Raw genomic sequence first — 13,075 nt, 5'->3', positions numbered from 1 at the left:
GTTGCTCCGCCACCTCTGTTTCGTCGTTGCAACACCCGGTTTGAGCTTCGCGTGAACAAACATGGATCAAGGAATTTGTGATTCCTTGTTTTTGTTCGATGGTGTAAAAATATCCCCACATTCACCTTCCTGCAAGGATTTTGTACGATATGGCACAAAATAAACCGACAGAGGGTAAAGGCCGCGGCCGACCCCGTGCATATGACCCGCAGACAGCGCTGCAACAAGCGCTCGATGTGTTCTGGAGTACCGGCTACTCCGGCGCGTCTCTGGACAGCATCGCCACAGCGGCAGGCATGAATCGCCCGAGCCTTTACGCGGCCTTCGGTGGCAAGCATTCGCTGTACATCAGGGCGCTGGAGCAATATTGGGACGTTGCCGGCGCCGAGATGCAGGCGGCGCTGACGGATAGCAGCCTGACATTGCGTGAGGCGTTGCTGCGTTTCTATGAGGGGCAGTTGTCGATCTACTTTTCGGGCGAAGGTCAGCCGCGTGGCTGCTTCGCGATCGGCACGGCGACCACCGAAGCGGTCGAGGACCCGGAAATTCGCGCGGTGCTGTCGGACCGCCTCGGCCGCCTCGATGCCGACCTGGAAGTGCGCCTGCGAGCGGCCATTGAGTCCGGAGAGTTGAGAGGCGATGTTGACGCCGCAGCGCTGGCGGTACTGGCGTCATCGTTGCTGCACAGCATCTCTATCCGTGCACGGGCGGGTAAACCCCGCAATGAGCTGACCGAGTTGGTACGCAAGGCGGTAAGCGTGATCTGCGGTGAATGAAGGCCTAGAAGACATACTGGCCGAGCAGTTGGCGGTGGTGTTTTGCGGAATCAACCCCGGCATGACCGCTGCCGCTCAAGGGCATCACTTTGCGGGCCGAGGCAATCGCTTCTGGCGCACGCTGCATCTGGCCGGGTTTACGCCTGGGCAAGTGCCTGCGCAAAGTGATCGCACCCTGCTTCAGTACCAGTGCGGACTGACCGCCGTGGTCGAACGGCCAACGGCACGGGCCGATCAATTGTCCAGGCAGGAGTTCATCGCAGCGGCCGTGGCTTTCGAACAGAAGATCGCTCGTTATGCACCGCGCTATGTGGCGTTTCTCGGCAAGGCGGCGTACGCGGCGTTATCCGGGCAGCGCCACGTGGAGTGGGGGCTGCAGAGCAGGACTTTCGGCAATGCCGCCGTGTGGGTCTTGCCCAACCCCAGTGGGCGAAACCTGGCGTTCAGCCTGGAGCAACTGGTGGTGGCCTACCAGCAGCTCAGGCAGGTCGCATGCAACTAAGGACGTGTTTGCGCCGACTCCGGAAACGCTGAGCCGACCACCATTCGTCTAACAGCCGGCACTCTGCCTGCCATGCCGTCTCTGAATATCAAGCGCGGATATCCCGAGCGTTTTTGAACGGAGAGCCAGCATGCACATCAATGAAAATGCCCCAGGAAACCTTTCCCAGCAGGCAGTGACCCGCAGCACGGACAACGAAACCGGGCACGATCCCAAGCGCGACGAAGATGGCATTCCGTTGCCGCCGGACGACGAGGCGCCTCTGGAGGAGGATATGTCCGATGTAGATGCGGCCGATTCGGTGGCGAGTGAACATCCGGATAACTAGTGCAAGTTTCTGAACCCGGCCTGGCGGCTGCCCTCAACCAGCCGCCTCGGCTCTGCTGATCCGCTGCGCTTTGACTTCCTGCGCGTAGGCTTCAATACGTTGCTGCTGGACGGCTAACAGCTCGCATACCTTCTTAAGCATTGGCGCCTGATCACAAGCGTTGTCGGCGGCTGCCAGGGCCGTCAGCTCAACCACCGACCAGCCGATGACAGCGCTGGCATCTTCAAGGTCGTAGAACAATTCCTGCTGCGCGGTCCTGGGGCCGTCCAGATTCTCTATCACGGTGTCCACCGCATTATTCGTAGGCAAAGAAAAGCCCGCGATGGGGGAGCGGGCTAAAAGGTGTTCATGTAGGAGCTGGGTTAACCTTAGGCCTGCGTCTGTGAAAGCTTTGTGAAACCCATGTCATCAAAGTGTATTCCTCGATCCAACACCAGCTGTATGGGGCGATAAACTGCGCACCCCTCTACTGTCGCAGGACATCAACCCGCTTGGATGCCGCGCCATGTTCATGTCCACCAGCCTTCTGTCAGCCTTTGTGCTGTTCGCCTTCGTCTCCTCGATCACGCCGGGCCCCAACAACACCATGTTGCTGGCCTCCGGCGTGAATTTCGGTTTTCGGCGTTCGATGCCTCATGCACTGGGTATCAGTATTGGCTTCATGGTGCTGGTGATTTGCGTGGGGTTGGGCCTGGGCGAAGTGTTCAAGCTGTTCCCTTGGGCGTACACGCTGTTGCGCTATGTCGGTGCTGCTTATCTGCTGTACCTGGCCTGGAAGATCGCCAACGCTGGCGGTATGGCGGACAGCACGGACGAACAGGGCAAGCCGATGACTTTTCTCGGCGCAGCGGCCTTCCAGTGGGTCAACCCCAAGGCGTGGATCATGGCGCTGGGCGCGATCACTACCTACACGCCGGCCGAGGGTTATGTGACCAATGTGCTGGTGATCGCGCTGGTGTTTGCCGTGGTCAACTTGCCCAGTGTGTGCGTGTGGGTCGGCTGCGGCAGCGGCTTGCGCAGCGTATTGCGCGAACCGCGCTGGTTGAAGGTGTTCAACTGGACGATGGCGGGTCTGTTGGTGCTGTCGTTGTATCCGATGCTCGTTGCCGGGTGACAGCGCACTAGACCGGCGAGATGGTCGCCAGCAAGCCGATGCCGATGGTCAGCACCAGAAAACCGAACAGGAAAATAGCCATCTTGGTCATAAGGCCTCCGAAGGGAAGGGGGGCGACAGAAATGTCGGGGTGGCGCCATTGTCCGCTTCGGGCGGTTTTCGATACAGACGCAGATGGCGCGCAAAAAACCGTATCAGATTGCGCCGCAGCGGCTGAACCGGGGGGTTTAAAAGCCCCACGGTTTTTAAAGATCAGCGGCATGGAATGAGACAGGTACCCCATTTGCCCCTAAGATAGCGCCCATTGCATCAACAAGAAGAGTGGGCCAACCCTCGATGGAAAGACGCCAGTTCAGCGGTGGCATGAAGGGCAAGAACCTGCGCTACCTCAATGACAACCCCCGGCAGCCGGCTGCGGTCACCCGCATCGGCTTTTTGTTGCTCGAACACTTCTCCCTGCCTGCCTTCACCCAAACCCTCGACACCCTGGTCACCGCCAACCTGCTGCGCCCCGAGCTGTTCGCGACGCGCACGTTCGGTTGGGACGAGCGTGAGGTCATCAGCGACCTTGGGCTGGTCATCCGCCCCGATGCGCGCCTGGAGCTGGCCGTGCTGGCGGAGTTGGACCTGCTGGTGATCTGTGGTGGATTTCGCACCGAACTCAAGGCCAGTGAAGACTTCATTCAGATCCTGCGCGCCGCCGCCGAACACGGCATCGGGCTTGCCGGTTTGTGGAACGGCTCGTGGTTCCTCGGCCGCGCCGGGTTGTTGCAGGGCTACCGCTGCGCCATCCACCCGGAGCATCGCCCGGCACTGGCGGAGGTGTCCAAGGCCGCGCAGGTGACCAGCGAGCCCTATGTAATCGACCGTGATCGCCTGACCGCTTCCAGCCCGTCGGGCGCCTTCCATATGGCCCTGGACTGGATCAAGAGCCTGCACGGCAAGGCGCTGGTCGAAGGCATCGAAGACATCCTCGCCTTCGAAGAGTCGCGCTATCGGCGTATCAAACCGACCGAAAACGTCTGCGTCAGCGCACCGCTACGCGAAGTGGTCAAATTGATGGACGCCAACCTCGAAGAACCTCTGGAACTCGACCAGCTCGCCGTCTACGCCGGCCGCTCGCGCCGCCAGCTGGAGCGCCTGTTCAAGGAACAACTGGGCACCACGCCGCAACGCTATTACATGGAATTGCGCGTCACCGAAGCGCGGCGCCTGTTGCAGCACACCGAGCTGTCGCAAGTCGACGTGCTGGTGGCGTGCGGGTTCGTGTCGCCGAGTCATTTCAGCAAGTGTTACAGCGCGTATTTCGGCTACAGGCCATCGAAAGAAAAAAGGTTGGTCAAGTAGCGCGGGTGAACTGCATGGCTGAGAGTTTGGTGGCGAGGTACGCATGGTCGGGAGCGATTGATGAACTGGCCAAAACCTGCAGATGCAACGCGTCGCTCTTCAAATCCAGAATCCCGCTCAGGCTGGAAACTGCTGAGTCTTGCGTAGTGGCGACGGTGATGCTGACTGACTGCAAGGTGAGTTTGCTGGCCAGCGCATGGATGTCGGTAAAGCCGGAAATTTCAGTGGCTATGCTTGAGTGGATGCTGGTGAAGTGGCCGTGAACGCTTCCAAAGCGCTGCTGGCTATCACTGCGCACACTCAGTACCAACGATGTGCCATCAGCGGCGTTCCATCTGCCTGCCAGGGCGTTTTCAACCGGCAGCCATTCTGAGGGGGCAACCGGCGCATGACGCAGTGACGGTTCAGCGCGATGATAAATCAGCTTGTCGACATAGGTACCACAGCTCGCAAGCTCAGGGAAATCGCCACTGGCAACCAACAGGTGGGAAAGGGTCAGCACATCACCCTCGGGCGAGACGCTCAATTGGCCACTGAGTCCCGAGGTCCAGTTCCAGCTGGGATCGGGCTTTTCATTACCTAGATCGTGCCATTCAATGGCTAATGCGACTGGCTGACTCTTGGTACGGGTTGCGCCTGGCCCCGCTGAATATCCGGTGATCCGGTACTCGCCCGTCGAGCCGGTCGAGGAACGATACGACCCGTGGATGTTGTGTCCCGATACCGCCAGGCTCATGACTGATCCATAGTCGTTTTTCCAGATGCCCGCCACCGAAGTCGTTTTAGCCATAGGGCCTGGGAGGGTGACTTTATGGTTGAGTACCGCTCGCGCTCCAGGTACGAAGCGTTTCGAAGAGGATCGCGTAATGATCTGCGGGCCGTCGGGCCGATTGAACAACCAAACACCTACGGGCGCCAACGAATAGACCTCGCGATCACATTTGACCACCTGATACTCATACACGGTGTAGCAGTGCTCCATCACCAGCGACCCGACCAACACCAGGTCAGTCATGCCCAACGGTGCGAACTGAGGCAGCCTTTGGCCTTTTTGCGGACCTTCCTCGATCAGGCAGTTATAAAGGTCTGCGCCTAAGGTTATTTCTCCATCGGTGAACCCGAGCACGATATCTGGGTGCTCCCCCTGTGCAATAAGCGCCAATGTTTGACGCATAAGTGAATCGTCGCCCTTGAATTGTGAAGAGCCGGAATCGAGTGCGAATTGAATGTCCCTCGCCAATAAGTGCGAGCCGACCGAATAGGATTCCAGCGCTGTTGACCAGATGTATTCCACTCCGGGCAACTTGTTATAGACGGACCAAGGTAAAAACAGATGGGGCCCTTGGGTTTTTGACGGATCGACGGCGCCCATTTGGCAAGTGCCGTTGCGCGACCGGCTGTTCCAATCAAACGTCACGTAGGGACAGGTAGGGGCCAGTTGACCTTCACGCATCAATGATTGAAGTACAAACGAGTTGCGGTTTTCCAGGTAGGCACTGCTGCACGGCAGGCCCAGACCACCGTCCCAGTCCAGCTGTTTGAATTGCTCTCCCTCGTAGGCGGCCGTTAAGAACAACTGGATATCCACGAGGTCGTCGCTGGGAACGGCCAATACGTCGCTGGCGGCCTCGACCTGCATCGTGCCCCAGGGTCCGAAGCTGTAGGGGCGTCGCAGGCAATCGGTAAAGGCGAAGGTGCTGGACGCCGCGAAATCGAAACGGCCACCGGAAAAGTGCACGCACTGGTCGGCAGGGCACAGTGTCGAGGTAATCCAATTCATATTCGTACCCGTGTCAATCGCGAACCTGAGCGGTTGAGCAGGGGTGCCAAGTTTCAGGGTGCAGAACCAGGGTGAAGCGCCGTTGTTTTGATAAGCCCCGCGCTGCATGGGCACTACCAGGCGGGTTGGGGGGTGTTGATTATCCATGGGAACTCCGTTTCCAAGGGGGGAAGGATTGTTGGGTGTGGCGGCTGTCATTCAGCCTGGTTTTGAAGTGGGGCACAGTCAGCGCAGAGTCCTGCGACGCGTCGGATTCTGCGCTGACCAGGTGACTTCAACGTAATGCCTTGCCCTCGGTTTCGGGCATGAACGCGGTGAGAACCACCGTGACCACCAGGAACGCGTTGATGATCGTGGTCGTCTGGTTGAACGACGAACCGTATGCGATCAGCGCACCAATCAGCGAGGGCGCCAGTACGTTCGCCATGCGTTGCGCGAAAATCGCCCAGCCGTAGCTCACTGTACGCAATGATGTCGGGTACAGCTCACCGATCCACGCGCCCCATACGCCCCATGCCCCCAGGCTGAAGAATGCCAAGGCGAAGTTGCTCAGGTAGAGCATTTCCAGGCTGGTGGAATTGGCAAAACCGTAGCCGGCCAGGACGGAGGCGCTGATAAAACCCACGATGATTTTCTTGCGCCCGAAACGTCCTGTCAGGTACGACGCGGTCATGTAGCCGGGGATCATGCAGAGCGCCGACAGCGCAATGAAACCGTAGCTTTGCGGCAGGTTGAGGCCACGTTGTTGCAGCAACGTGGGGAGCCACGTCTGTAAGCCCCAGTAGCCCCAGGAGAAGGTGAAGTTGACGGTGATCTGCAGCAGGCTGATGCCGAGCAAGCCGCCCTTGAACAATTCCCGGTGCAGGCCCGAGGTACTGCGGTCAACCTGCAATACACATTCATCATCGAGCTTCACTGTGCCCCGGCTCAAGGCATTGATCGACGCCCGGGCTTCCTGTTGTCGACCCACCGAGGCCAGCCAGTAAGGCGACTCCGGAACCCAGCGCGCGACCGTAATGGCCCAGAGCCCACCGAGCGAGCTCAAGATGATGATCGCTCGCCATCCTTGGGGCAGCAACCAGACCGTCGCGCCGAGGGCCAGCAGCATGCCGATGGGCCAGCCGGACGCGAGATACACGGTCAGTGCACCTCGATGGCGTATCGGCAACAGCTCCTGGAAATGCGCAAAGGTCACCACCATCATGCCCACCGCCGCAATGCCCGACAGCAAGCGCAAGGCGTACAGCGTCGAGTAGTCAGGCGAAAATGCGCTGGCCAGCGAAACCACCCCATACGAGGCCAGGCTCCAGATAATTGCGCGTTTACGGCCAATGCGTTCAGCGAGCCTGCCCCACGCCAGCGCGCCGAGCAGCATGCCGATGAACATCGCGCCGATCAGGTTGCCTACGGCAAGCGCATCCAGGGAAAACTCTTCTGCAATCAGCGGCGCGGTGTAGACGATGATCATCATCTCCCAGGCTTCGATCGCAAATACCAGGAACAGGACAAGGCAGCATCGCAGATGCGTGCGTGTCAGGGGGACGTCTTTGAACACATCGCCCACGTTGGGGGCGAGCGTCGACGGTATCTCACTCATGGTGACGATCCTCTTTAGTGTCAGGCTTCAACGCGGTTGCCGATCGGGGCGGGGCCCTGAAAGAGTCCGAACCGTGCGATTTCGGCTTCAGGCGGCGGTTCACAACTGCCGACCCGACTGGGCCGCCATCCAAACCGGCGCTTCATTCCTGCCATGGATTCCGCGACCTTGAAGGCAGCGACGACGGGGTCTATCACCGGTACGCCCACTTCTCGTTGTACCTGCTCGAAAAAACCGAACTCGATGGTGCAACCGAGGATGACGGCCTCGGCGCCGTCTTCCTGTACCGCGCGATGGGCTTGCTCGATAATCTTGCGTCGCGTCAGGGCAGGGTCACGCTGGAATTCATCCACACCCATGTCCAACGATCGCATTGACGCCAGTCGATTGCCTGCGCCGTAGCCGCTCACTCGCGTACGCATCTGTTCGATCCATTTGGTCCGGCCGACAATCACCGAAAACCGATTGGCCAGGTGCTCCATGACTTGCAGGCTCGCCTGGCACGGCCCGACTACCAGGGTTTCACCTGATATTTCACGGGCATCTTCCAGTGCCGGATCGTAGAAGCAGCCCAGTACCAGCGCATCCACGCCCGACGGCTCGCAGTCACGGGCAATGCGCACGATGCGCTCATAGGTGAGTGCCTCATAGGCACGATATTCCAGGTGTGTCGGGCTGGGATTCATGTCAAACGACACCACCTCGATCCGCGTGGAGGGTTGTTTGATGCTATGTAGCAATTGCGCAATGGGTGTGTCGAACGTCGAGCAGCCAATCGGGTTGAGCCAGCGTACGGTCACGGGTACGTCTTGCGCGGGGTTGTTCGAACTTGAACTGTCCATAGGGTCTTCCTCTCTCGGTGGGCTGATGGCACTAGAAAAACTTCACCAGAGCCATGGTCAAACTATTGGAATAGGGCAGGTTATCGCTGTGGTAGTAGTCAAAATTCAGGTTGGCGGACAGGTAGAACTTCTGTTTGCTGAAACCTGTGTAGGTCATCGCCGGACCGATCTTGCCTTGCCGGGACTCCTTGAAGTCCGATGCCGAGCGGTTGTTGATGTGGTAGGCGTGATGCACCCCGAGCCAGAGGTCGTCCGTCACCGCATACCCGGCGGCGATATTGGCCAGCCAGTAACTGACGCCACCGCGCAGTTGGCTCGGGTTGCCGTCGCCGAGGTCGGTGGCGTGTCGATTGCGTGCCGCGTAGTGGATGCCGGCGGGGGTGACCGTGGCGGCAAAGCGGCCCATGCGAACGTAGAAGGGAAGGCTGAAGCTGGCGCCATAACGGTTGGCAAAAGCGCCATAACCCGTTCCTTGATCATTGCCGTTGGGAAACTCAAGGGAGAGCGTCGGATTGACCCAGAAGGTGGTGTAGTCATCCGAACCATAAGCGCTGGTGGGCTCAAGCACGTTGTAGTAATAAGCCAGGCCCAGGTTCGGTGATGCGACGCTCCATGAATCATCGTTGCGGGTGCCATTGGTGCTGGTATACCCCGTATCGGCGCCCACCCAGAATTGCAATTGGTCACGCTGCGTTCCCGTAACGCCGGTTTCCGAAAAGTACGCCAGAACGGTATTGCTGCCGGCGCGAACGTCGCCTTTTGCGGTGCGGTTGAACACTGGAAACGATTCCAGGGCCCACGTCCCGGGTAGGCCTGGTTGAGCAAATCCAATGAACTGATCGCCCCGAGCTGCTGGGCTGATTGCTAAAACCAAGGCAAGGATGGGCCCTACCCATAAACGCGATGAGTATTGCGGTTTCATAGTGCTGCTCTCTTTTTTGTTGTTGTTCTTGAGGTCTGCGCGGGAGGTCAGTCTCTCCCAGGGATCACGTCACCAGGCCGTACACCTGCCGCGCCGTGGCGGCGTCGACATAGCCGTTTTTAAGGTCGTCGCGTACTGCGTCCGGATCACGTTGGCTGGCAGGGCCGTATCCACCACCGGCTCCAGTGCGCACTCTGACCAGGTCCCCGGCGCTCAGGGCGATGCCACTGGCCATGCAATAGCGTTCGCTGTCACCGTTCGTGCGGACGACTTCGACGTAATTGGGCGTGCCTTCGGCCCCCTGTTCCAGGCCCCAGGGCGGAATGACCGAGCGCGTATAGCCGCAAGTCAGGAAGCTGCCGTCGGCACGAATGCGGTAGTCAATGCACACACCGCGCCCGCCGCGAAACTGCCCATGCCCGCCGGGTTCATCATTGAGTGTCATACGTTCGACATACAGCCCATAGCGGGCCTCACAGACCTCAACCGGACAGTTGTAAGTTTCGCCATGTAATCCGGAGTAAACAGCGTTATTGCCGTCGCGCCCTGGTTCGGCGCCCCAACCGCCGATTTCCGGTTCGACAAGGGTGAACGTGCGGCCGGAGTCCGGGTGCACGCCGCCAATGATCGTGGCGCACACCGAGGCAAAGTTTCCGGCGGGCAGCCGGTCGGGGAAGTGTTGCGCCAGGCAACACAGGATCAAGTCATGCACGCGAATCAGGTTTTCGAAATAGAAGCCTTCAGCGGCAGGCGGCAATGCGTCGAACAGCGACCCGGGGCGGGTCAATACCCGGAGCGGGCGAAACGTGCCGCCATTGGTGATGCCTTGCGGGGCGGTCAACGCCTTGAAGGCCATCTGTGCCGCGACCACAGTACCGTCACGGCTGAGGTTGGTCGGGCCCAGGCATTGGTCGGGATTATCCCGAAGGTCAATCACCAATTCGGTGTTGCGTATATCGATACGCACCTTGAACAGACTGCCGTCGTCTTGCAGTTCTTCCAGGTTCAATTGCCCGGCGGGCAACGCGGCAAGGGCTCTGAGCGAAACTTTTTCGCCAAGGTCCATGAAGTCTTGCATGGCCAGTAGAAACAGCGTGCTGCCGTACTTGCTCACCAACTCTCGCAATCGCGTGGCCCCGCCGCGCACCGCAGCCACCCCCGCCCACAAGTCGCCTTCCATGAAGTCCGGCATTCGCGTGTTGGCGTGCAGGATCTGCAACACCGAGCGAATCGGTTGCCCTCGGCTGATCAACTTGACCGATGCCAGGCGCAAGCCCTCCTGGAAAATATCCGTGGCATCCGTGGACAGTGATCCGGGGACTCGGCCGCCGACATCATTCCAGTGCGCGATGTTGGCGGTCCAGGCGACCAGTTGACCGTCTGCGAACACAGGCATCGCCAGCACCACATCATTGAGGTGGGTGACCGCGCCGTCATGTGGGTCGTTGCTGATGAAAACGTCACCATCTTCGATGTCTTGAGGCAAAGGGTGATGCAGCAGGATTTTCTTGACTGCTTTGTCCAGCACACCGACAAACGCCGGGATACCCGCGCCGGAACTGGCGATTTCGCCTTGGGCGTCGGTAATCCCGGTGCCCATGTCCAACACTTCGTAGATCACCGGGCTCATTGCGGCTTTGCGCATGACGGTGAACATTTCGTCCGCGATCGCCTGGAGTGAGTTTTGAATGATGTCGCGAGTGAAAATATCGAGACTACTCATGGCAGTGCTCCCTTAGCCGTTGATCATGATGTGCAGGTTGCCGAGGCGGTCTACGTGCACGCGGTTGCCGGGGTGAACCACTACGGTGGTGCCCGCGTCCTCGACGATGGCCGGCCCGAAAAATGTCATCAGGGGTTCGAGCAGGCTGTAGTCGTAAAGGCTGGCCTCATGAATGCCTTCCTGGGCGTAATCCACCAGGCGCTGGCCTTTGCAGGCTTCGCTGACCCGGCGGCCGGTAATCGGCAGTGCATGGGGCGTCAACTTGTCAATCTGGCCAACGGCGACGATGTGAAAACCGATGATTTCCAAAGGTGCCTGCAGACGATAGGTGTAGTGCTGTTCGTAAAGGTCATGGAAGCGTTGCTCGATCGCCGCCCAATCGATGTGCAGGGACTCAAGCGAGTTGAGGGGGACCTCGACGGAATGTTCCTGGTTCTGATAGCGCAGCTTGCACAGAACCTGGAGTTCGACCTGTTGCGGATGGATCGCTTCAGTGACGAACTGCTCGCGGGCGCGGCCTGTCAGCTCATCGAGGAACTGCTGTGTCTGCGCAAGACTGCCGTCTTGTGTGGTATCCACGAAGCGGTTGATAAACAGGTCCCGCCGCAGGTCCGAGAGCGTCATGCCCCAGGCGGAGAAGACCGACGCGCTGCGTGGAACGATCACTTTCTCCACGCCCAGTTCTTGCGCAAGCGCGACAGCGTGCATGGCACCGCCGCCGCCGAACGCCATCAGCGTCAATTCTCGTGGGTCATGGCCACGGCTCAAGGACACGAGCTTCAAGGCGTTGACCATATTATCGTTGGCCAGGCGCACGATGCCCCGGGCCACTTCAGCGGTCGGCAGTTGCAAGCGTTGCCCAAGGTCATTCAGGCCGCGGGTTACAGCCGGCAGGTCGGCAACTATGCTGCCGCCACAAAAGTAATCCGGGTTGATGCGCCCGAGCACCAGGTTGGCGTCGGTGGTGGTGATCATGGTGCCACCGTTGCCATAAGCGGCCGGGCCCGGTACGGCGCCGGCAGAGAGGGGGCCGACGTGCAGCTTGTCGAAATCGTCGACCCAGGCAATTGACCCGCCACCGTTGCCGATCTCGACCAGGTCGACCACTGGCACCATGATGGGATAGCCCGCATTGATTCGATTGCGCTCGATCCAGTAGTCGGTTTTTATCGATACCTGGCCGTTGCGAATCAACGCACATTTAGCGGTAGTGCCGCCAATATCTAGGCCCAATATATTGGGCTCGTCGATTAATTTTCCCAGTTCGGCCGCAGCCCAAAAACCACTTGCAGGGCCCGACTCGACCATGGTGATCGGCGTTTCCCGTGCATGCTCCACGCTATCGACGCCGCAGTTGGACTGCATGATGTACAAGGGTGCTTTATATCCGCCCTCGCGCAATCCGTCGGCGAGGTCATCGAGATAACGCGCAGCGATAGGTTGTATGTACGCACAGAGTGCGGTGGTACTTGAGCGCTCATACTCACGCCATTCGCGGGTGATCTGATGGGACGCTACGACCGATACGGTCGGCCAAAGCCTGCGGACTTCGCGCAACAGTGCCTGCTCATGCGCCGGGTTGGCATAAGCGTGCAGCAGGCAGATCGCAATGGCTTGCACCTTGTCGGCACGAAACGCTTCAAGGATTTCAGGCAGTTGCGAGAGGTCGAGCGGCTCGCGTTCCTGGCCCGAGGTGCCTAGGCGGCCGGCAACCTCGCGGCGCAAATAGCGCGGCACGAAAGGCGCCGGCTTGACCCATTTAAGGTTGAAATAGTCGGGGCGATTGGCCCGGGCGATCTCCAGTACGTCACGGAAACCCTGGGTCGTGATCAGGGCTGTCTTGACACCCCGGCGCTCGGTGAGGGCATTGATGACAACCGTGGTGCCGTGTGCCAGGAAATCCACGGTGTCGAGGTCGACGTTGGCTTTGCGAATCACGTTGAGCACCCCGTCGGCGAAGTTCGGCGCGGTGGTATCGACTTTGGCGGTACGAATTGTCTGTTCGCCAGTGATCGAATCGCTCTCGAAATACACAAGGTCAGTGAAGGTTCCACCGACATCGGTGGCCACACGCACTGTTTTGCCGTTCATACCCATAGGGAGTCTCCTGTTGTCTTTATTGTTTTCGCAGCCAGGAGAACGCC

13 protein-coding genes are annotated in these 13,075 nt (G+C 59.4%); 5 read left to right on the top strand and 8 right to left on the bottom strand.

The window, feature by feature from the left end:
* Positions 1 to 149 precede the first annotated feature (149 nt).
* From C4J86_RS14050 to C4J86_RS14040, 3 genes are all read left to right on the top strand, one after another.
* Entirely contained in the window at positions 150 to 776 is a 627-nt protein-coding gene (locus C4J86_RS14050) for a TetR/AcrR family transcriptional regulator (protein ID WP_124370835.1), read from the top strand.
* Positions 769 to 1,278 carry a G/U mismatch-specific DNA glycosylase gene (gene mug / locus C4J86_RS14045; protein WP_124370834.1) on the top strand — a complete coding sequence of 170 codons (510 nt, stop codon included), beginning with the start codon at positions 769 to 771 and terminating at the stop codon, positions 1,276 to 1,278. The genes C4J86_RS14050 and mug overlap by 8 nt, the downstream gene beginning before the upstream one ends.
* Before the next feature lie 130 nt (positions 1,279 to 1,408).
* Entirely contained in the window at positions 1,409 to 1,606 is a 198-nt protein-coding gene (locus C4J86_RS14040) for a hypothetical protein (protein WP_124363016.1), read from the top strand.
* A gap of 33 nt (positions 1,607 to 1,639) precedes the next feature.
* Here C4J86_RS14040 and C4J86_RS14035 read toward each other — a convergent pair whose 3' ends face one another.
* Positions 1,640 to 1,897: a hypothetical protein gene (locus C4J86_RS14035; protein ID WP_124370833.1), complete on the bottom strand. Its 258-nt coding sequence runs from the start codon at positions 1,895 to 1,897 to the stop codon at positions 1,640 to 1,642.
* A 214-nt stretch (positions 1,898 to 2,111) separates the two neighbouring features.
* Between C4J86_RS14035 and C4J86_RS14030 the strand changes: the two genes are divergently transcribed.
* Positions 2,112 to 2,720: a LysE family translocator gene (locus C4J86_RS14030; RefSeq protein ID WP_124370832.1), complete on the top strand. Its 609-nt coding sequence runs from the start codon at positions 2,112 to 2,114 to the stop codon at positions 2,718 to 2,720.
* Between the two features lie 7 nt (positions 2,721 to 2,727).
* On the opposite strand, the gene C4J86_RS14025 is transcribed toward C4J86_RS14030, so the two are convergent.
* On the bottom strand, positions 2,728 to 2,982 hold the full coding sequence (locus C4J86_RS14025) for a hypothetical protein (RefSeq protein ID WP_124370831.1): 255 nt from the start codon (positions 2,980 to 2,982) through the stop codon (positions 2,728 to 2,730).
* Positions 2,983 to 3,083: 101 nt separating this feature from the next.
* Between C4J86_RS14025 and C4J86_RS14020 the strand changes: the two genes are divergently transcribed.
* Positions 3,084 to 4,067: a GlxA family transcriptional regulator gene (locus tag C4J86_RS14020; protein ID WP_124368974.1), complete on the top strand. Its 984-nt coding sequence runs from the start codon at positions 3,084 to 3,086 to the stop codon at positions 4,065 to 4,067.
* On the opposite strand, the gene C4J86_RS14015 is transcribed toward C4J86_RS14020, so the two are convergent.
* The 6 genes from C4J86_RS14015 to C4J86_RS13990 form a co-directional block, all read right to left on the bottom strand.
* Positions 4,060 to 5,994: an avidin/streptavidin family protein gene (locus C4J86_RS14015; RefSeq protein WP_124370830.1), complete on the bottom strand. Its 1,935-nt coding sequence runs from the start codon at positions 5,992 to 5,994 to the stop codon at positions 4,060 to 4,062. The genes C4J86_RS14020 and C4J86_RS14015 overlap by 8 nt on opposite strands.
* Before the next feature lie 127 nt (positions 5,995 to 6,121).
* Positions 6,122 to 7,444, bottom strand: a complete 1,323-nt coding sequence (locus C4J86_RS14010) for an MFS transporter (RefSeq protein WP_124370829.1) — start codon at positions 7,442 to 7,444, stop codon at positions 6,122 to 6,124.
* A gap of 20 nt (positions 7,445 to 7,464) precedes the next feature.
* The gene (locus C4J86_RS14005) at positions 7,465 to 8,286 is read right to left on the bottom strand and encodes an aspartate/glutamate racemase family protein (protein ID WP_124370828.1); all 822 of its coding nucleotides are present in this window, start codon (positions 8,284 to 8,286) and stop codon (positions 7,465 to 7,467) included.
* Between the two features lie 31 nt (positions 8,287 to 8,317).
* On the bottom strand, positions 8,318 to 9,064 hold the full coding sequence (locus C4J86_RS14000; RefSeq protein ID WP_256681351.1) for a hypothetical protein: 747 nt from the start codon (positions 9,062 to 9,064) through the stop codon (positions 8,318 to 8,320).
* A 208-nt stretch (positions 9,065 to 9,272) separates the two neighbouring features.
* On the bottom strand, positions 9,273 to 10,931 hold the full coding sequence (locus C4J86_RS13995; protein WP_124370826.1) for a hydantoinase B/oxoprolinase family protein: 1,659 nt from the start codon (positions 10,929 to 10,931) through the stop codon (positions 9,273 to 9,275).
* Between the two features lie 12 nt (positions 10,932 to 10,943).
* Positions 10,944 to 13,022 (bottom strand): hydantoinase/oxoprolinase family protein, encoded by a 2,079-nt coding sequence (locus C4J86_RS13990; protein WP_256679870.1) that lies wholly within the window; start codon positions 13,020 to 13,022, stop codon positions 10,944 to 10,946.
* Positions 13,023 to 13,075 lie beyond the last annotated feature (53 nt).

This window comes from Pseudomonas sp. R2-7-07 (assembly GCF_003852355.1).
GTDB lineage: Bacteria > Pseudomonadota > Gammaproteobacteria > Pseudomonadales > Pseudomonadaceae > Aquipseudomonas.
Note: the sequence above shows the minus strand (reverse complement) of the source record. Positions and strands in the feature narration are given on the sequence as shown.

Bases quoted from the DNA above. Each gene is read 5' to 3' on its own strand.
- C4J86_RS14050 (WP_124370835.1), top strand. From the start codon at position 150: ATGGCACAAAATAAACCGACAGAGGGTAAAGGCCGCGGCCGACCCCGT.
- C4J86_RS14040 (WP_124363016.1), top strand. From the start codon at position 1,409: ATGCACATCAATGAAAATGCCCCAGGAAACCTTTCCCAGCAGGCAGTG.
- C4J86_RS14030 (WP_124370832.1), top strand. From the start codon at position 2,112: ATGTTCATGTCCACCAGCCTTCTGTCAGCCTTTGTGCTGTTCGCCTTC.
- C4J86_RS14025 (WP_124370831.1), bottom strand. From the start codon at position 2,982: ATGCCGCTGATCTTTAAAAACCGTGGGGCTTTTAAACCCCCCGGTTCA.
- C4J86_RS14020 (WP_124368974.1), top strand. From the start codon at position 3,084: ATGAAGGGCAAGAACCTGCGCTACCTCAATGACAACCCCCGGCAGCCG.
- C4J86_RS14015 (WP_124370830.1), bottom strand. From the start codon at position 5,994: ATGGATAATCAACACCCCCCAACCCGCCTGGTAGTGCCCATGCAGCGC.
- C4J86_RS14010 (WP_124370829.1), bottom strand. From the start codon at position 7,444: ATGAGTGAGATACCGTCGACGCTCGCCCCCAACGTGGGCGATGTGTTC.
- C4J86_RS14005 (WP_124370828.1), bottom strand. From the start codon at position 8,286: ATGGACAGTTCAAGTTCGAACAACCCCGCGCAAGACGTACCCGTGACC.
- C4J86_RS13995 (WP_124370826.1), bottom strand. From the start codon at position 10,931: ATGAGTAGTCTCGATATTTTCACTCGCGACATCATTCAAAACTCACTC.
- C4J86_RS13990 (WP_256679870.1), bottom strand. From the start codon at position 13,022: ATGAACGGCAAAACAGTGCGTGTGGCCACCGATGTCGGTGGAACCTTC.